The sequence below is a fragment of the Xenorhabdus sp. PR6a genome, from assembly GCF_028599065.1.
GTDB lineage: Bacteria > Pseudomonadota > Gammaproteobacteria > Enterobacterales > Enterobacteriaceae > Xenorhabdus > Xenorhabdus doucetiae.
Genome location: NZ_JAQRFJ010000060.1, coordinates 1 through 19659, shown reverse-complemented (window position 1 = coordinate 19659; position 19659 = coordinate 1). Strand labels below are relative to the sequence as shown.

Below are 19659 nucleotides of genomic sequence, written 5' to 3'. Positions count from 1 at the left end.
ACAAAAATAGAAAAAAGCAAGATCATTATCTGGGGATAAAAATAGCCACTATTAATGTTAACTAAAGGTTAATACCGAAAAGTTATTATCATATTGCGGTAAGACATTATTTTGCTAATTGACTTGAAGCTGTTTTTTTATCCAGTATCATAAAAGCGTTTTGTCAGTGTACGGATGGCGTGGGGAAAATGAGCAAAGAAACGAGCAAGGTATTCAAGTTACATTCTGATTTTAAACCGGGAGGCGATCAGCCATCGGCCATCAGACAATTACAAGAAGGGCTGGAAGATGGACTCGCTCATCAGACACTTCTGGGGGTAACGGGGTCGGGTAAAACTTTCACGATTGCCAATGTGATCGCAAATCTAAATCGACCCACGATGATCCTTGCCCCTAATAAAACATTAGCGGCACAGCTTTATAGCGAAATGAAAGAGTTCTTCCCTGAAAATGCCGTGGAGTATTTTGTTTCCTATTACGATTATTATCAGCCTGAAGCCTATGTGCCCAGTTCCGACACTTTTATCGAAAAAGACGCTTCAGTGAATGAACATATTGAACAGATGCGTCTGTCTGCAACGAAAGCCTTGCTGGAACGCCGTGATGTCGTTGTGGTGGCTTCGGTCTCTGCGATTTATGGTTTGGGTGATCCTGATAGCTATTTGAAAATGATGCTGCATTTGACGAAGGGTATGTTAATTGACCAGCGTGCCATCTTGTGTCGTCTGGCGGAATTACAATATACCCGCAATGATCAGGCATTCCAACGCGGAACATTTCGGGTGCGTGGTGGAGTCATTGATATTTTCCCCGCAGAATCGGATGAGCGTGCCTTGCGCGTAGAATTATTTGATGATGAAGTCGAGCGTCTGTCTCTGTTTGATCCGCTGACGGGGCAGGTTCAATACAATGTGCTGCGTTATACCATCTACCCCAAGACCCACTATGTGACACCGCGCGAACGTATCCTTCAGGCGATGGAAGAGATCAAAACGGAGCTGGAACAACGGCGCAAGGTTCTGTTGTCGTCAGATAAATTACTGGAAGAGCAGCGCATTACTCAGCGAACCCAATTTGATCTCGAAATGATGAATGAATTGGGTTATTGCTCTGGCATTGAAAACTACTCCCGTTATCTGTCTGGGCGTTCTGCCGGTGAACCCCCGCCGACACTGTTTGACTACCTGCCAGCAGAGGGTTTACTGGTGGTGGATGAATCCCACGTGACTATTCCTCAGATTGGCGGCATGTACAAGGGAGATCGCTCCCGTAAGGAAACATTGGTGGAATATGGTTTCCGTTTGCCATCCGCGCTGGATAACCGCCCTCTGCGGTTTGAGGAGTTTGAGGCGTTGGCTCCGCAGACCATTTATGTTTCCGCTACGCCCGGCAACTATGAACTGGAAAAATCGGGTCACGAAGTGGTTGAACAAGTTGTGCGCCCGACGGGGCTCATTGATCCTGAAGTCGAAGTGCGTCCTGTGGCAACTCAGGTGGATGATTTACTGTCTGAGATCCGTATCTGTGCAGCAAAAAATGAGCGAGTGTTGGTCACAACCTTAACCAAACGAATGGCGGAAGACTTGACTGAATACCTGGAAGAGCATGGCGAACGCGTGCGTTATCTCCATTCCGATATTGATACCGTTGAACGGGTAGAAATTATCCGTGATCTGCGTCTTGGTGAATTTGATGTTTTGGTTGGCATTAACTTACTGCGTGAAGGTTTGGATATGCCGGAAGTTTCCCTTGTCGCTGTGTTGGATGCAGACAAAGAGGGTTTCCTGCGTTCAGAGCGCTCTCTGATCCAGACCATCGGCCGTGCAGCGCGTAACCTGCATGGTAAGGCCATTTTATATGGAGACAAGATCACAAATTCGATGGCGAAAGCCATCGAAGAAACAGAGCGCCGTCGTGCTAAGCAGCGGGCATTTAACGAAGAACACGGTATTGTGCCGCAAGGACTGAACAAAAAAATCAGTGACATTTTGAAAATTGGTCAGCCGGTCAATGGTAAAGGGAAAGCGAGAGGAAAAAGTAAAACTTCCGCGGGTACGGACGATTACCGCAACTTGCCGGCGAAAGAGCTGGAGCACAAAATCTGTCAGCTGGAAGAGAAAATGCACCAATATGCACGGGATCTTGAGTTTGAATTGGCGGCCAATATTCGTGATCAGGTTCAGGCACTGCGGGCACAATTTATCGCCAACTCCTGAAAATTAATTTGAAATATACCCGATCAACGTCAAATTGCAGCTTGCAAGACGAAAGTAATTTATTATCGCCCCGCCGCACGGGGTGATAATAAAAGCATCTTGAAAGTACGACGAGTATATATCCAGCCAGAAATAGCTATCCCAATTTTTGCAGAGTATGTTCAATGGCCTGATGTAATAATTCACGGTCATGGCGGTAAGGAATATCCTGTGCTTCCAAAACCTGTTGTGTCACGATCCGGTCGCTGAAAGGGCTGATATCAGTACGCGGGTCGATAATCAGCGCGTTAATTATCTTGCGGCCAATCTTGCTTTCCATGATTTCAAGTTTATCTTTTAATGAGAGTTCCGCGGCAGCATGGCTGAGTTCTTTGCCTAAGTTGCTGATATAAATCATGTTAGCATTACTGCGGCGCAGGGATTGTGTCAGATCTTCCAGTAATAACAATGGCATTAAGCTGGTGAAAAAACTACCTGGGCCGATCAAAATCAAATCGGCTTGCTCAATAGCCTCCAGGGCTTCTTTTGTGGCGGTGACATGAGGGTAAAGCAATAGTTCCCGTGGTACACAATTGAGCTTATCGATATTCACTTCGCCATACACGGTATTACCTTGATCATCAACAGCCATTAAATCAACCGACTGCTCTGACATAGGAATCAACTGTGCATTGACTTTCAGTAGATTGCGGATCAGGTTAATCGCCTCAAGAGGGCGGACACTTAAATGATCCAGCGCTTTCAACATTAAATTGCCCAAATTATGTCCAGATAATTCGCCATTGCCACTGAAGCGATATTCAAACATGGCAGAAGCAACGGTGGGTTCCGTGATTAACTGATTGAGGCAATTGCGCATATCGCCCCATGCGATCCCCCCCTCCGAGCGTCGTATTCTACCGGTTGAGCCGCCATTGTCTGTTGTCGTGACAATGCCTGTCAGGCGGGCACCGAGGGAAGAAAGAGAAGACATGACGCGTCCAAGTCCATGACCACCGCCGAGGGCGACAACGCGATCCAAATCAGCTAATGTGCGATTTCGCATAGGATTCCTGTTACTGGCTAAACGTAAGGGCTTTAATAAATCGCATGTAATCTATCACAAACTATGATGCTTTCAGAAATACCGCAGGAAGCGGATATTATCACCATGAGTTAACTCTTTGTATAATAAGATAGATATCGGTTATGGTATTCGCTTTTTATTATCTTAAGCGTTAGAATCTCCGGCAAGCGCACCCGTACCAGGAAGGTGTTATTATGGAACAACTCGTCGATGTATTCTCACGCAAGTTTTATTACTTGAGATTGTCTATTACTGATGTGTGTAACTTTCGTTGCACCTATTGTCTGCCTGATGGATATCGGCCTCATGGCCACAAATCATTTCTTTCCCTGCCAGAAATTCGGCGCGTTAGCCGAGCATTTGCTGAACTTGGCACAGAAAAAATTCGTCTGACAGGGGGAGAACCCACCATGCGCCGTGATTTCTGCGACATTATTTCAGCGGTTCATGAAAACTCACACATTAAAAAAATTGCTGTGACAACGAACGGCTACCGTCTGGCGCGGGCGGTTTCCCAATGGAAACGGGCTGGCCTGACCGCGATTAACGTGAGTGTTGATAGTTTAGATCCCCGTCAATTTTACGCGATTACTGGGCAAGATAAGTTTTTCCAGATTATGCGTGGCATTGACGCGGCTTTTGAGGCGGGATTCAACACAGTAAAAGTGAATGTCGTGCTGATGAAGAATGTCAATGATACCAATCTGCCTGCTTTTCTTGCCTGGATTAAACCTCGTGCTATCCAGTTGCGCTTTATTGAATTGATGGAAACGGGGGAGGGCAGTGACATTTTTCATCACCATCATCTTTCTGGCGCAGTGATCCGCCGTCAACTATTGCAACAGGGGTGGCAACAGCAACAACGTGCGCGGAGTGATGGGCCGGCTCAGGTTTTCCGCCATCCCGATTATCAGGGCGAAATTGGCCTTATCATGCCGTATGAAAAAGATTTTTGCCAAAGCTGCAATCGTCTGAGGGTATCCGCCATTGGCAATTTGCATTTATGCTTGTTTGGTGAACAGGGCATTCCATTGCGTGATTTATTGTCGGATGATGCCTCACTGTCTGCTTTGAAACGACGTATTCAAGAAGGCTTGCGGCATAAGCGTGAAACGCATTTTCTACATCAGGGTGACAGCGGCATTACCCCGAATCTTTCTTTTATTGGCGGCTAACTTAGCGGCAAGATTTTATTTTTCAGGCGCAATTTTTTAGGAGTAAAGAATGTCTCAATTAACCCATATCAATACGGCGGGTGAAGCGCATATGGTGGATATTTCTGTCAAAGCGGAAACGGTACGTGAAGCACGGGCAGAAGCGTTCGTTGAAATGCAGGCTGAAACTTTAGCCATGATTGTTACAGGCGATCACCACAAAGGGGATGTTTTTGCGACTGCCCGTATTGCGGGTATTCAGGCGGCGAAGCGGACATGGGAATTAATCCCGCTTTGCCATCCACTGCTGCTCAGTAAAGTAGAAGTCCAGCTGGAAGCACAAACAGAACACCATCGAGTCAGAATCGAATCCTGTTGCCGCTTAACAGGGAAAACCGGTGTGGAAATGGAGGCTCTGACTGCGGCATCGGTAGCGGCTTTGACCATTTATGACATGTGCAAAGCCGTGCAAAAAGATATGGTCATAAGCTCTGTGCGTTTATTGGCAAAAAGTGGTGGCAAATCAGGAAATTTTAAGGTGGAGGCATGATAAAAGTACTGTTTTTTGCTCAAGTCCGTGAATTGGTGGGGACGGATTCACTTGAACTGCCGAATGACTACCCAACGGTCGCGCATCTTCGTCAGGCACTGACCGAAAGGGGGGAACGATGGGCGCTGGCACTGGAGGAAGGTAAAGTGTTATCTGCTGTGAACCAGTCTTTTACTCATGCAGAATATGCTTTGAATGAAGGGGATGAAGTGGCTTTTTTCCCGCCGGTGACGGGGGGATAGAAATGAAATATACGCGGATCCGTGTTCAACGGGAGACATTCCATGTTGGCGAAGAATATCAATGGCTTTCGCAATGTGATGAAGATGGCGCGGTTGTGACTTTTACCGGAAAAGTTCGCAACCATAATCTGGGCGATCATGTTAAGGCACTGACATTGGAGCATTATGCCGGCATGACAGAAAAGATATTGCAGCAAATTGTTGACGAAGCTCATGAACGTTGGCCGTTGCAACGAGTCAGTGTTATCCATCGCATTGGTGAATTATATCCAGGGGATGAGATTGTATTTGTAGGTGCCACCAGTTCTCACCGCGATATGGCCTTTATGGCAACGGAATTCATCATGGACTATCTGAAAACCCAAGCCCCATTCTGGAAAAAAGAATCTCTGGCGGAGGGAGAGCGCTGGGTAGAGGCAAGACCGGGTGATCGCGATGCGGCAAATCGCTGGAAACGGAATAGGTAAATAATATGTCACTGAAATAGCCATTCATTGGCGGATGGTTTTATTAATGTTCTATGCTAATGTATAACTTTTGCATAGATTGTTTATTTTTAAACATTCTTAATCCCTAAACATTGTGATGAAAAGGTAATCGTCATGGACCGATATCAACGTTCTAATGGTTCGATTGTTCAGAAAGCAGGTTCTGGTATACAAACGTACATGGCACAAGTCTATGGTTGGATGACTTGTGGCTTGTTGTTAACCGCATTTGTTGCATGGTATGTGGCAAATACACCTGACATTTTAGACGCCATTTTCAGTAGCTCCATTGTTTTCTATGGCTTAGTCATTGCACAGCTTGCATTAGTTTTTGTGCTGTCTGGTTTGGTTCATAAAATGAGTGGAGCATTGGCGACAGGGTTGTTCATGCTGTATTCCATGCTGACAGGGTTGACACTTTCCAGTATCTTTAAATTTTACACCAGTAGCTCAATTGCCAGCACATTTGTCATTTCAGCGGGTATGTTTGGTGCATTGAGCGTTTATGGTTATACCACCAAGCGTAGCCTGAGCGGTCTGAGTAGCTTCCTGTTTATGGGGTTAATCGGCATTGTTCTGGCTTCTTTATTAAATATCTGGCTGAAAAGCCCGGCATTGATGTGGGTGATCACCTACATCGGTGTGGTGGTTTTTGCGGGTTTAACGGCATACGATACGCAAAAACTGAAAGAAATGGGTGAACAATTGGATGTTAATGATAAGGAGAACTTGCGCAGATACTCGATTATTGGTGCACTGACGCTATATCTGGACTTCATTAACCTGTTCTTAATGTTGCTGCGTATTCTGGGTGATCGTCGGTAATTATTTATACCTAATCATTCTTTAATGTAAAAAGCCCTACTAATGCCTGTCTCTTGATCACATATCTGACTCAAGAGACAGTGCAAGTTGGTAGCCTTCGAGAAGGGTTTGAAGTTTGAACCAACCTTCCCACAGTCTCTGCCAACCCACTATTCCTGTTCGTTTACTGTCATTCCAACCGGACAGCTTGCCTAATCGTAAATAGGCCCAATGCAGACTCGGCACTTGTTTTGGCCGTTTTTCTGACTCCGTTTTCAACCACAGTAATTTCCACGCGACCGGGCTCAATAGAGTTTCACACTCTATTTTTTGGGCTCGCTCTGTTTGTAAACTAAGATAGCGAAACTGTTGGATACGAACCGCAATAAACGCTAATACCACTATCATTCGTTCCAAATTGTCTTTGCTTTGCATACGAAGTTCTTTGACTTGTGTTCCCCCTGTTTTCCATGATTTATGAAAATCTTCGATTAACCAACGTTTTTCATAATACTCAAGGATTTGCTGTGCTTGCTTGGCCGTCGTAACAGGTTCACTGGTTAAAAGGTGCCAACATAATCCTTCGCTATCACCTTGTTCCTGACAACCAACATAAAAAAGTGAGATGGAATGCCCCGTTTTATTTGAGGGTATTTTTATCGAAATAGGCGCAAATCGAATATCACAGATGGCATATCTTGATTTACGACCGCCTTTTTGTTGAACATGGACGCTCCGTTCCCCAGCACTGCATAGTGATGCACTAAATGGGTGAAGCCTATCATCAGCTTGCTCAATGCATCGACTTTGCATGGAACGAACAACAAATCTCTGTTGTTGCTCTGTTTTATATCGAAGATATTCAATAATATCCGCTTCTCTGTCACAAACAGAGATGACTTTGTTCATTTGTTCGCCGAGTCTCAATGACATAGCTTGTGAGGCGCGTTGCCATTTATAACTCTCTTTATCTTCATAAGCGCGCCGATTTCGGTCTTTACGTTGCCCATAAGCAGCACTATCCCGAGTCCAACGATGTTGTTCAATTAAGCCAATAACCTGTTGCTCCTCTGGTGAAAAGAGTAAAACAGAATGAGCGTGTAAACCTGATGAATTTTTATGAGATGTTGTGTGTCCTAGCTCAGTTGCAGCTGTTGGGTGCTTAAACTCCAAAGAAGTGCTGTCTTCCAACGCTAATAAACAGTTATGAGCCATACAGGCATCAACCGTTGCCGCAAAACCGGCTTCAGCAATGGCTTGGGCGTCAATATCATCGTTACGAACAAAACGATAAGCCGCTTCAATCTCAGCGCTTGAAGAATGGGCTTGCACAATGGATTTACCCGTATTAGCCGCCAGTTGGCTAGCAAGCAGAATAAGCCTTTTCGTTCGACGTGCATCACCTAATTTAGCCTGTTGGAATGTTGCTTGCGCCCAGACAGAAGTATCAATAGAAAACATAAAATTATCCTAAAATAGACTTTTAGGATCAGATCAACGTTAATTAAAAAAGTTCAATAAAAAATCCCTCGTTGTTACTGAGGGATTTGTGTAGAAGAGACAGGCACTCGCGGGGCTTTTTACTTATAGGCATTGTGAATACAAAAAATATCTCATTTTCCTATAGTTAATTTTAATATTTCTTGGATTCACCTAATAAGCTACCGGCTTGATAGCCAATTTCTATAGATAGTCAGTAATTTTTTTGCCAAATGAAGGAATATTATGGGGCATAAGCAACTGACCGGAAAAATATAGCATCAAGGCGTTAAGTGGATTGACAACCTCATATTTAAGTAGTACTATATAAAGGCAGTTTGTGGTGGTAGGAGAGCCCCACGTAAAAAACAGAAACCTCCAAACAGAAGTATGGTGGCGGTAGGAAAGCCCCACGTAAAAAACAGAAATTTCCAAATAGAATTAACTGCCAGAAAAACCCCTGAATTGGGGTTTTTTTTTGATCTGCATAAAAGTGATCAGGATGAAATTAAGAAAATTGGATCAAGCCTTCTATGGTGATAACACTCATCTTATACAAGCACTTGATAATGAAGGTGGAAATTGGATACCAGGTAAAACTCGTGGACATGGTATTGTTATAATAAACATCCATAAGTTAACTTTTGCGATCCCTCTTAGAACTTCGATTAAACATAACGCAGCTTATATTACACAAAAAGCCAATCAAAAAGGTAGCAAAGGAAAAGGTCTGGATTACTCGAAAGCGTTATTAATCACCAATCCAAAATATGTGTCTGATGAAATATTTTTAATTCCGGCAGAACAACATAAAAAAATTCAGGGAAAAGAATGTTTCATTACAAATAAATTTGAGAAATATGTAGAAAAATATATTAAGGCAGTTAAAACCAGTGATAAACATGTTCTGAATAGTCTGGAATACCGTTTTACTACGCTTCAAAATTACCATAACCAGTTAGGTATATAAATTATATGTAACTCAAGTAATTTAATTTACTTGTTAAGTTTTTATCTTACGCTTTAATCCACCTAATAAAACATCAAGAGCATTTAAGGCTTCAGATAAAGCAAGATTATGGTGTTGATGTTTGGCAATCCACAAAGCGGTATCCATAAGCCCTCCATTGATTAAGCGAGCCAAAATTTCAGGAGAAGTAACAGTAATCTGACCCTCGTCCATCAGTGTGTTTAACAGCGTGGCGATTGATGTAATACATTGTAGTCTGGCCGTTTGTAACTGCTCAGGATCTAAAACAGATGATGCGTCACATAAAGCTATCCGCTGTATTTCCGGTTCTATAGCCATTTTCAAATACGTATGACACCGAACTGTGAATGCTGTCCAAGTTTCTGTTTCTCGGCTTGAAATTTCTGTCAGACGGGCATCCATTTCCGCATCAATTTGTTGTAATACAGCAAGAAATAACCCTTTTTTATCCCCGAAGTGATGATATAAAGCCCCTCTGGTCATGCCTACTTTAGCCGTTAAATCATCCATAACGGTGTTTAAATACCCTACAGTTCCAAACTGTTGACGTGCTGTTGCGATTAACTTCCGTCGGGTTTCTTCAATCATTTCTGCTCTGGGTTTGCGAACCATATCACGACTCCAAATTTATATTGCCGGTTTTTATAATTGACATACAGAATGAATGTCAATTAGATTAACATACTTCCCGTATGTAAGTATTTTGGTAACCCTATATTTTATAAGCCCGTCGATTTCATAAATCACTCAGGAGTATTTATGGTTAATCCGTACAAAGAATTGTTTGGCGCACCTGGAACACTTGCATTTTCTATTGCTGGATTAATTGCGCGAATACCCATTTCGATGGCAGGAATAGGGATTATTACTATGCTCTCGCAGTTGAGGGGATCTTATTGGATTGCGGGGGTGTTGCGGCGACTTTTACTGGCTATTGGAATAACGATTTTCGTATTACAAAAACAAACAGAGCCGCCTGTGTATCCTTATTGCGTTGAAAATAAAAGTATTATTTTAAAAATGCCCTCAATACAAATATTGATTTTGTCATTAATCGCATTGGGAACCATTGTAGGCACTATTGATGTTATTAGCGTGGCTTTTGCTGAACAGCATGGGAAAACTGCCGCTGCAAGTATTGTCTTATCGGTCTATGCCATTGGTTCTTGCCTGTCGGGGTTAGCATTCGGGTCCATTAAAATAAATATCGCTTTACCACGTATGTTTATGTTTACGTCACTAGCAACAATGCTGACAACAATACCGTTGTTGCTGGCTCATGATGTTTTGACACTTGCTGCGATGGTATTTGTTTCTGGTTTATTTTTTGCTCCAACAATGATTGTTGCAATGAGCTTAGTGGAAAATATGGTGCCTTCCCGCAATTTGACTGAGGGTTTAACTTGGATGGTAACAGGATTGGGTATTGGCATTGCTTGTGGCGCTTCGGTGACTGGATGGGTGATAGATAAAATGGGAATTCAATCAGGATTTTTTGTGACTTTGGTTGCCGGTATCATTATATTCTTGGCCGCAGCCTCTGGTTATCGATTGATGCAGCGTAATATGATCCGGTTATCAACTTTAGATACCCCCTGAAAAAAGAAAACCTTACGAAAGAGAGCAGAATTTATCAATATCCGCTCTCTCCTATTGATTAGGGTCTTATATTGAGTAAAGGGATTATCAAGCAATCTTGCTGCGAAACAACCGATAAGCGATCCCCCCGGTTGTTGCAGTAATGACCAACAACGGCCATAAATTGGGCCAGATAACGGCTAAATCTGCCCCTTTCAAATAAATCTGCTTGGTGATATCCGTAAAATGCCGAATGGGGTTAATCCAAGTGATGTTTTGTAACCAAACCGGCATATTCTCAACCGGAGAGATATAACCAGAAAGCAGAATTGCGGGCATCATAAACACAAATACCCCAATAAATGCTTGTTGTTGGGTGGAACAGACCGCAGAAATCAGCAGGCCGAAACCCACCAGAGATAAGCCGTAAATTAACATGCAGCCATAAAATAGCAGCAATGAACCGGCGAACGGAATTTGATAAAACAGGGTGCCAATCAGCAACACAATACTGGCCTGCATGGTCGCGACGACTAACGCCGGAATGGCTTTGCCAAGGAAAATTTGCCACGTCGCCAATGGGGAAACCAGCAATTGATCCAGCGTGCCCTGTTCCCGTTCACGGGCGACCGACAGTGCCGTCACGATGAGCACGCCAATGGTGGTAATCATGGCAACCAGTGACGGGACAACAAACCACTTATAATCTAAATTTGCGTTATACCAGTTACGAATAATTAATTCACTGTTATTGAAATCAGCGCTATTGCCCAATAACTGCTTCTGGTAATCCAGTACGATTTGCTGGATATAGTTGGCCGCAATCTGAGCGCTGTTTGAATTACGCCCGTCCAGCAAAACCTGGATTGAAGCCGGATGATGATTGGCGAGATTAGCACTGAAATTTTGGGGAAAACGCACCAGCAGCAGCGCTTTACGGTCATCCAGCGTCGGGCGGATGGCTTGTGAACTGGTCAGCAAAATAACATCAGGAAAAGCTTTTGATTTTGCCAGCCGCTGGGTTAACTCAATCGATGCCTGCCCTTTATCCTCGTTATAAATGGCAATGGTGGCGTTTTTGACTTCCAGCGTGGCTGCCCACGGAAACAGGATCATCTGGATAATCACGGTCAAAATCAAAATGTTCCGTGTTTGCGGTTCTCTCAGAAGAGACTGCAACTCTTTCATGATGAGGGTATACAGACGATAAAACATGCGCTTTCCTTTTTAATCCAGATGCCGACGGGTTTTCCACGCGGTCAGGCCGATAAAGACAATCGAACTGGCGATTAACAGGAGCAGATTGGTCATTAATACCGTGCCAATATTGCCGGCCAGAAAGAGTGTCTGTAGGCTGCTGACAAAGTAACGTGCGGGTATGACATAAGTCGAAGCCTGAATCAGCACCGGCATACTGTCTATCTCAAACACAAAACCAGACAACATGATGGCAGGTAAAAAAGCCGCATTTAGCGAGATCATCGCCGCATTAAACTGGTTACGTGTCAGGGTGGAAATCAGCAATCCCATCCCCAAGGCGGTAGCCAGATAGAGGCTGGAGACGAGTGCCAATACCCAAAGTGAGCCGCGATAGGGAACCCCCAGCACAAATACCGTGAATATCATGCAAAGTACCATGACAAAAGAGCCGAGCAATTGATAAGGCAATAACTTGGCGAGCAGTAACTCGGTGCGGGTCACTTGGGTTGAAAGCAGCGCTTCCATCGTTCCGCGCTCCCATTCACGGGCGACCACCAGTGAAGTCAGAATGGCGCCTACCACGGTGATGATAATGGAAATGGCGCCGGGAATGAGAAAATGCCGGCTGATGGCAGCGGGATTAAACCAGTAGCGAATTTGCGTATCAATCAAGGGCGTGGTGGATACCCCATGATTTTGCCCGCGTTGTTGTAACCAAATTTGCCAGATGCCTTTGGTATAACCCTGAACAAAATTCGCAGTGTTGGGTTCACTGCCATCGGTGATCACCTGAATGGGCGCGTGGCTGTCTGAGCGGGCAAGCTGGGCAGCAAAATTGACCGGGATAACGATAATGCCCCGGATTTGGTTTTCCTGCATTTTTTTGATTAAGAGCTGGCGATTGTCGCTGATCGTGGCCTCAATATAGGGCGATCCGGTAAATACATGCACGAATTCACGGGCGTCTTCGCTCTGTTGTTCCATGAGAATACCGAGGCGAAGTTTGCTGGAATCCAGGTTAATGCCATAACCAAAAATAAACAGCAACATCAACGGAATAACCACCGCAATCAACGCACTGCTGGGATCACGGACAATCTGTTTCGTCTCCTTGATACAGAGTGCTTTCAAGCGACGCCATGAGAAACTGACCGCTTTCTGGGAGGTTGCCTGTTCAGAATGACTCATTGCGGCTCCTTATCGTAGTTCACCACGAGATCGATAAAAGCATCTTCCATGGAAGGATTCGGGAGCTTATCCGTGGCAACCAGTTGTTTCAGTTCATCGGGTGTGCCGGCAGCAATCAGTTTGCCACGAAATACCAGCCCGATACGGTCACAGTATTCGGCTTCATCCATAAAGTGAGTTGTCACCATTACGGTGACCCCTTTATCCACCATGCCATTAATATGCAGCCAAAATTCGCGGCGGGTCAGCGGGTCAACGCCCGAAGTGGGCTCATCCAAAAACAGAATATCAGGCTCGTGCATCAATGCACAGGAAAGGGCGAGCCGTTGCTTAAATCCGAGCGGAAGGCTATCCGTTTTTTGATATAAAATTGGCTCAAGATTGAAAGCGCGGATCATACCGGCCATCTTTTCCTGTTGACGGCGACCTTTCAGGCCGTAAACACCGGAAAAAAACTTAAGATTTTGCTCAACCGTCAGGTTGCCATACAGTGAGAATTTTTGCGCCATATAGCCAAGGCGCTGGCGAGCCTTGCCTGAACCAGTTTTCAAATCCATATCCAGAACCAGCGCCTTACCCGAAGTGGGGATCATCAGGCCGCACATCATTTTGAAGGTGGTTGATTTTCCGGCACCATTCGGCCCTAACAGACCAAAGATTTCCCCGCGTTTCACCTGAAAATCCACATGGTCAGTGGCCGCAAAATCGCCAAATTTTTTCGTCAGATCACGGGCTTCGATCACGGTTTCTGTCGGATTGGGCGGGATTTGCGGCATGATCTCCGCTAATTCGGAGCGATGGGACGGGCCGCCTCCCAATAAATCGATAAAGGCATCTTCGAAACGCGGTTCGGCATCGACGATATTGCCCTCAGGCAGCCCGATTTGTTGCAGTAATGCGTTTTTATCCGCCTGTTCTTTTAAGATCAGACGAACATATTTTCCCTGAATCACACCATCCGTCACTTGGGGCAGGGTGAGGGCCTGTTGCAGCGTTTTGCGGCGAATACCTTGCTTGATATCAAGCAAAAAAGATCGGCCGGCAATCCCTTGCGTTAAATCTTGTGGCTGGCCGCGATAGAGCAATTCACCCCGGTTCATCAGCAAAACATCACGACATAACTCGGCTTCATCCAAATAAGAAGTGCTCCACAGTATCAACATACCGTCGGAAGCGAGTTCATGTACCATTTGCCATAACTCACGGCGTGCGATGGGATCAACGCCGACGCCCGGTTCATCCAGCAGTAAAACCTTTGGGCTGCCCAATAAGGTACAAGCCAGCCCCAGTTTTTGTTTCATGCCGCCCGACAATTTCCCCGCCAACCGTGCGGTAAAACGGGTTAAATCCGTAAAGGTCAATAACTTCTGAAAGGTGGTTTTGCGTTCTTCACCCAATACCCCACGCAGATCGGCATATAACGTGAGATTTTCCATGACGGTTAAATCTTCATACAGGCCAAATTTCTGCGGCATGTAACCGAGTTCAGAACGGACTTGAACACTGTCCTTGATGGGATCAAGCCCCATGATTTCGATGTTGCCGCTGTCAGGCTTCAACAACCCGGCCAACATTCTTATCAGCGTGGTTTTTCCTGCGCCATCCGGACCGACAAGCCCCGTCACTGATCCGCCCTGAATTTCTGCTTGCAGATGAGAGACAGCAGGAACATCCAATCCTGGAAACGTTTTCTCCACGCCGTTCAGTTTTATCGTATACGCTGAACTGGTCATGTGATCGCCTTATTTGCCGGCTTCGGTTAAATTTGCATCGGCAAAACGCAAGGTAACAGGCATTCCTTGTTTCAGGCTCCCATCGGGATCGAGGACAATGATCCGCAGGCGATAAATTAAGTCTGTTCTTAAATCGGGCGTTTCGACATTTTTGGGGGTAAATTCGGCGGTCGGAGAAACAAAACCGATTTTGCCGTGATAGGGCTGATTTTTCCGTCCATCGGTATAAATCAGGATTTCCCGTCCGGCGATAGCCTGATTGAGATTGGGTTCATCAATATAGGCCCTGATCCAGACAGGATGGGTGAGTGACAGAGTAAAAACCGTATTGCCGGCCGCCAGCATGGTGCCGGGTTCAATGGCTCTGGTCAGGATCATCCCTGCTGATGGCGCGGTGAGTTGGGTATCTTGCAGATTGAGTTCGGCTTGTGCTACGCCAGCGTCTGCTTGAGTCAGCTCAGCTTTTGCCGCGGCAATTTCTTCTAAACGATAACCCGTTTCGAACTGGCGCAGTTTATCTTTTGCCGCCTGATAAGCGGCCAGTGCCTGATTGCGTCCGGTTCTGGCGTTGTCCAGATCATTGGCTGAGATAGTTTTACTTTGCCACAAGCCCTGCTGACGTTTCAGGAAACTCTCGGCAAAACGAAACGCTGACTCTTTTTGCGCCACTTCGGAACGTACCTGAGCGATCTCTTCACTGCGATAACCCGCTTCCGCTTTGGCAAGATTTGCCTTGGCGACATCACGAGACGCTTTGGCCTGATTCAAGGCATTAATAAACGGGGCATCATCAAGGCGACCCAGCACCTGACCGACAGTAATGGCATCACCTTCATCCACCTGTAGGCTAGCCAGCTTACCTGCAACCCGAAATCCAAGGTTGACCGTCCTGACATCGACATTGCCATACAGGGTTAGCTCCCTGCTGTTTTGTTCCTGATAATAGTAGATACCAACAATAGCACCGATAACAACAATGAGCGCCAATAGGGCAAGAGCAAACTTTTTACTGTTCATACTATCCCTTATGCCTTGTTCAATGGATACCCTCCCCACAGAGTAGGGGAGATAATAAGCTGTTTTCGTCTTATGATTTCTTTCTTAATCCATCAAGCAATAAATTGATATGTTGAGATAAAACCTGATTGATTAATTCGTATTCCTTGGTGCCGATATTGTCCCATCCTGTTTGGCGCAACAAAGCTTCCCTGGCCAGACGGAAAGAGAGGATCTCACCCAATAAGGCATGGGTGTGGATCTGGGTTGAAATTTGGCGTTCATCTGCACCGATATAATGGGCGATAAGTTTATTTAACCGGGAATAAATGGGGGCCAGCCCCTGTTCGTGCATGACACTGTAAGCCTCGGTGGGAGTCAATTGTTCATGGGACATGATCCGACTGATATTGATACTGCTTTTCTCAAAAATCAGACGGTTATAGCTCACCATCCCCTGATGAATAAATGCCAATATCGGGTCTTTTGGATAGGGTTTCGGCGTTTCATTAAAAAAACGGTCAATAGCGTCAATAAGCGGGGAAAACTCCGATTTTAGTTTATCGGCAATGTGTTGCACGACGGCGAGGTATAATCCCTCTTTGGAACCGAAATAGTAGGCGATAGCGGCGATATTTTGCTGTGCGTGTTGGGCAATGTTGCGGGTCGTTGCCCCTTCCAGACCGGATTTGCCAAAAATTTCGATTGCTGCTTCCAGCAGTTGTTGCTTGGCTTGTTCGCCTCGTAATGTCTGAGCCGTCTTTGCTGCCATGGTTAACTTATTTCCTGTTACAAAGAATTTTCGAGAGTGTCGGAAAATATATTCACCGTACTTCAAGATGCTTTGACTATCTCCCCGCGCTGCGCGGGGAGATAGTTATTGAAGTTTATCGGGTATATATCAATCGTATGATTAACTTTAAGGCTAAAGTAATTCGATGTAAAGTTGACACAAATTGTCTTTTTAATAGATGTCCATAAAAAATAATCTGCCTGTTTTGACTCACTGCCCGTGGTGAAAGCGATCCAGCCAATTTTTATTTCATTTATTGGATTCTTTGGGTCTGCGTGGAAAGACATATCTGTTATAATCCTGCGTTACTACTATGGTGCATTGCAGTTTGTGTAATTTCTTTGCGTTTTATCGCGTCTGTTTTCTTCCCATAAAACTGCCCCTCAATTGTATGAGGAATGGTGAAGTCTGGAGCATTTCTTATTTATGAATTTTGAGTCCCTCGGCTTGAAGGCTGATATTTTGCGTGCCGTTGAAGAACAAGGCTACGTGGAACCTACCCCTATTCAGCAGCAGGCCATTCCTGTTGTGTTATCCGGTAAAGATCTACTGGCCAGTGCCCAGACAGGTACGGGAAAAACCGCAGGATTTACCTTGCCTATCCTGCAACTTTTGAGTGAATCCCCGACGCAGGCAAAAGGTCGCCGTCCGGTCAGGGCATTGATTTTAACCCCAACCCGCGAGCTGGCCGCTCAGGTGGGTGAAAATGTGCGTGATTACAGCAAATATCTAAGATTGCGTTCGTTTGTGGTCTTCGGCGGTGTCAGTATCAACCCGCAGATGATGAAGTTGCGTGGCGGGGTGGATATTCTGGTCGCTACACCGGGGCGTTTGTTGGACTTAGAACACCAGAATGCCGTGGATCTCTCCCGCGTTGAAATTCTGGTCTTGGATGAAGCGGATCGTATGCTGGACATGGGGTTTATCCACGATATTCGCCGTGTATTGAACAAATTGCCGGCAAAACGCCAAAATCTGCTCTTTTCTGCAACGTTCTCTGATGAAATTAAAAACCTTGCCAATAAGTTGCTGAAAGAACCGGTCAGCGTAGAAGTTGCTCGGCGTAATTCGGCCTCTGAACAGATTGAACAATCCATCCATTTTGTGGACAAAAAGCGCAAGGGTGAATTGCTCTCTTACATGATTGGCAGCCAGAATTGGCAACAGGTATTGATATTTACCCGTACCAAACATGGGGCAAACCGACTGGCGGAACAGTTGAATAAAGATGGCGTGACGGCGGCGGCGATCCACGGTAACAAGAGTCAGGGAGCAAGAACCCGTGCGCTGGCTGATTTCAAGACGGGGAACATCCGTGCGCTGGTCGCAACGGATATCGCTGCCCGTGGACTGGATATTGATCAGTTGCCACATGTCGTCAACTATGAATTGCCAAACGTTGCCGAAGATTATGTGCACCGCATTGGCCGTACCGGGCGTGCCGATGCGACCGGGCAGGCACTCTCACTGGTGTGTGTCGATGAACACAAGCTGCTGAAAGATATCGAGCGCCTGTTGAAGCGAGAAATTCCGCGCATTGCCATTGCGGGTTATGAACCTGATCCCTCTATCAAGGCAGAACCGATTCAGAATGGGCGCAATGATCGTGGCAATAGTCCACGCGGTAACAACAATTCACGTGATAACAGTGCCCGGAAAAATGGCCCGCGTGAAAGCCGTTCTCGTGAAAACGATTCCCGTAAAAACCATTCACGTGAAAGTCATTCTCACGGAAATAGCCCTTGGGGTCAGGGTTCTCGCGATAATCGTTCGCGTAATGAACAGCCTCGCAGTCAAGGCAGCACTGGCAAGCAAGGCCATGCCAAATCAGATCACGTGTCCCCATCGCGTCAGCGTCGTCAGCGGGTCAGCACCAAAGCACCACGTGCGGCGGCGTCGGGAGAGTAATCCATGCGCGTTTTGCTGGCTCCGATGGAAGGTGTCTTGGATTCTCTGGTCAGGGAATTGTTGAGTGAAGTCAATGATTATGACCTGTGTATCACAGAATTCCTGCGTGTGGTTGACAGCTTATTGCCGGTGAAATCTTTTTACCGGCTGTGTCCTGAGCTGCATCATCAGAGCCGCACACCCTCGGGAACACCGGTCAGGGTTCAGCTTCTGGGGCAATATCCGGCATGGCTGGCAGAAAACGCGGTCAGGGCAGTTGAGCTGGGATCATGGGGCATTGACCTGAACTGTGGCTGCCCTTCCAAGGCGGTGAATGGCAGTGGTGGAGGCGCTACTTTATTGAAAGATCCCGAACTTATCTATCAGGGTGCCAGGGCCATGCGTGAAGCCGTGCCCGCCCATCTGCCGGTCACGGTAAAAGTCCGTCTGGGATGGGATTCTGATGCACGACAGTTTGAAATTGCGGATGCCGTCCAGCAAGCAGGGGCGACTGAACTGGTGGTGCATGGACGAACCAAGGAAGCGGGTTATAAGGCAGAGCGCATCAATTGGCAGGCGATAGGCGAGATCCGCCGTCGCCTTGCTATTCCTGTCATTGCCAACGGTGAAATTTGGGATTGGCAAAGTGCTCAGGCGTGCATCAAAACGACAGGATGTGATGCGGTGATGATCGGCCGTGGTGCACTGCATACGCCAAATTTGAGTCGGGTGATTAAATATAACGAACCCAAGATGCCGTGGAGCAGTGTACTCAGGTTATTGCAAAAATATATTTATCTGGAAAAGCAGGGTGATACGGGGCTGTATCACGTTGCCCGAATCAAGCAATGGTTAGGGTATTTGCGTAAAGAATATCGTGAAGCAGATGAGTTATTTATGCAAATCAGGGCATTAAAAACCTCTGCTCAGATCGCTGGTGTGATTTCTTCTGCTGTAGATAATGTAGATAAATGTTTACCGCGGCAGCGGTATCTTACCAAAGAATCCCCGATTTTCTGTTAAGCGTATTATTTTCCTCCGGTAACTATTTCTGGGGGATTTGTCTCCTTATCACCGTTGTAACTTAGAATTCGTGGGATGTAGATAAATAAAATACATCCCTATTTTTTATGAATTAGGAATAATACCAATTAAATTTAATTTATTTTATTAAAAAGGTTTTATAGGGATGGATTAGATTTATACTTGATTTTTTTATAAAAATATAGCAATTGTCTAATTATTAACTTATTGAATTCTAATGACGGTTATTATTTTGTAAATGGTTCTATTA

Annotated in this window: 18 protein-coding genes; 10 read left to right on the top strand and 8 right to left on the bottom strand. The window is 45.6% G+C overall.

Annotated features, from left to right (window positions below):
- Positions 1–188: 188 nt before the first annotated feature.
- Positions 189–2216 (top strand): excinuclease ABC subunit UvrB, encoded by a 2028-nt coding sequence (uvrB, locus tag PSI15_RS14420; protein ID WP_273584111.1) that lies wholly within the window; start codon positions 189–191, stop codon positions 2214–2216.
- A 136-nt stretch (positions 2217–2352) separates the two neighbouring features.
- On the opposite strand, the gene yvcK is transcribed toward uvrB, so the two are convergent.
- On the bottom strand, positions 2353–3261 hold the full coding sequence (yvcK, locus tag PSI15_RS14415; RefSeq protein ID WP_273584110.1) for a uridine diphosphate-N-acetylglucosamine-binding protein YvcK: 909 nt from the start codon (positions 3259–3261) through the stop codon (positions 2353–2355).
- Positions 3262–3476: 215 nt separating this feature from the next.
- Here yvcK and moaA point away from each other — a divergent pair, with 215 nt between their 5' ends.
- The 5 genes from moaA (at position 3477) to PSI15_RS14390 (ending at position 6541) form a co-directional block, all read left to right on the top strand.
- On the top strand, positions 3477–4457 hold the full coding sequence (gene moaA, locus PSI15_RS14410) for a GTP 3',8-cyclase MoaA (RefSeq protein WP_273584109.1): 981 nt from the start codon (positions 3477–3479) through the stop codon (positions 4455–4457).
- A 49-nt stretch (positions 4458–4506) separates the two neighbouring features.
- Complete coding sequence (gene moaC / locus PSI15_RS14405) at positions 4507–4986, top strand: cyclic pyranopterin monophosphate synthase MoaC (protein ID WP_273584108.1); 480 nt, start codon at positions 4507–4509, stop codon at positions 4984–4986.
- The gene (moaD, locus tag PSI15_RS14400) at positions 4983–5228 is read left to right on the top strand and encodes a molybdopterin synthase sulfur carrier subunit (protein WP_273584107.1); all 246 of its coding nucleotides are present in this window, start codon (positions 4983–4985) and stop codon (positions 5226–5228) included. Before moaC ends, moaD begins: the two co-directional genes overlap by 4 nt.
- A 2-nt stretch (positions 5229–5230) precedes the next feature.
- A complete protein-coding gene (moaE, locus tag PSI15_RS14395) occupies positions 5231–5695 on the top strand; it encodes a molybdopterin synthase catalytic subunit MoaE (RefSeq protein ID WP_273584106.1) in 465 nt (154 codons plus the stop codon).
- Positions 5696–5830: 135 nt separating this feature from the next.
- A complete protein-coding gene (locus PSI15_RS14390) occupies positions 5831–6541 on the top strand; it encodes a Bax inhibitor-1/YccA family protein (RefSeq protein WP_273584105.1) in 711 nt (236 codons plus the stop codon).
- A gap of 57 nt (positions 6542–6598) precedes the next feature.
- Here the strand turns inward: PSI15_RS14390 and PSI15_RS14385 are convergent, their stop codons facing one another.
- Entirely contained in the window at positions 6599–7981 is a 1383-nt protein-coding gene (locus PSI15_RS14385; protein WP_273584104.1) for an IS4 family transposase, read from the bottom strand.
- Between the two features lie 520 nt (positions 7982–8501).
- On the opposite strand from PSI15_RS14385, the gene tenpIN reads away from it, so the two are divergent.
- A complete protein-coding gene (tenpIN, locus tag PSI15_RS14380) occupies positions 8502–8969 on the top strand; it encodes a type III toxin-antitoxin system TenpIN family toxin (protein ID WP_273584103.1) in 468 nt (155 codons plus the stop codon).
- A gap of 33 nt (positions 8970–9002) precedes the next feature.
- Here tenpIN and PSI15_RS14375 read toward each other — a convergent pair whose 3' ends face one another.
- On the bottom strand, positions 9003–9602 hold the full coding sequence (locus tag PSI15_RS14375) for a TetR/AcrR family transcriptional regulator (protein ID WP_273584102.1): 600 nt from the start codon (positions 9600–9602) through the stop codon (positions 9003–9005).
- 147 nt (positions 9603–9749) lie between these two features.
- Between PSI15_RS14375 and PSI15_RS14370 the strand changes: the two genes are divergently transcribed.
- On the top strand, positions 9750–10589 hold the full coding sequence (locus tag PSI15_RS14370) for an MFS transporter (RefSeq protein ID WP_273584101.1): 840 nt from the start codon (positions 9750–9752) through the stop codon (positions 10587–10589).
- A gap of 87 nt (positions 10590–10676) precedes the next feature.
- On the opposite strand, the gene PSI15_RS14365 is transcribed toward PSI15_RS14370, so the two are convergent.
- The 5 genes from PSI15_RS14365 to cecR form a co-directional block, all read right to left on the bottom strand.
- On the bottom strand, positions 10677–11783 hold the full coding sequence (locus PSI15_RS14365) for an ABC transporter permease (protein WP_273584100.1): 1107 nt from the start codon (positions 11781–11783) through the stop codon (positions 10677–10679).
- A gap of 12 nt (positions 11784–11795) precedes the next feature.
- Positions 11796–12956, bottom strand: a complete 1161-nt coding sequence (locus PSI15_RS14360) for an ABC transporter permease (RefSeq protein WP_273584099.1) — start codon at positions 12954–12956, stop codon at positions 11796–11798.
- Positions 12953–14689, bottom strand: a complete 1737-nt coding sequence (locus PSI15_RS14355) for an ATP-binding cassette domain-containing protein (RefSeq protein ID WP_273584098.1) — start codon at positions 14687–14689, stop codon at positions 12953–12955. The genes PSI15_RS14360 and PSI15_RS14355 overlap by 4 nt, the downstream gene beginning before the upstream one ends.
- Before the next feature lie 9 nt (positions 14690–14698).
- Entirely contained in the window at positions 14699–15706 is a 1008-nt protein-coding gene (hlyD, locus tag PSI15_RS14350) for a secretion protein HlyD (protein ID WP_273584097.1), read from the bottom strand.
- Between the two features lie 70 nt (positions 15707–15776).
- A complete protein-coding gene (cecR, locus tag PSI15_RS14345) occupies positions 15777–16457 on the bottom strand; it encodes a transcriptional regulator CecR (protein ID WP_045969742.1) in 681 nt (226 codons plus the stop codon).
- A 447-nt stretch (positions 16458–16904) separates the two neighbouring features.
- Between cecR and rhlE the strand changes: the two genes are divergently transcribed.
- Positions 16905–18386: an ATP-dependent RNA helicase RhlE gene (rhlE, locus tag PSI15_RS14340; protein ID WP_273584096.1), complete on the top strand. Its 1482-nt coding sequence runs from the start codon at positions 16905–16907 to the stop codon at positions 18384–18386.
- 3 nt (positions 18387–18389) lie between these two features.
- Entirely contained in the window at positions 18390–19388 is a 999-nt protein-coding gene (gene dusC / locus PSI15_RS14335) for a tRNA dihydrouridine(16) synthase DusC (protein WP_273584095.1), read from the top strand.
- The last annotated feature ends 271 nt before the right edge of the window (positions 19389–19659 follow it).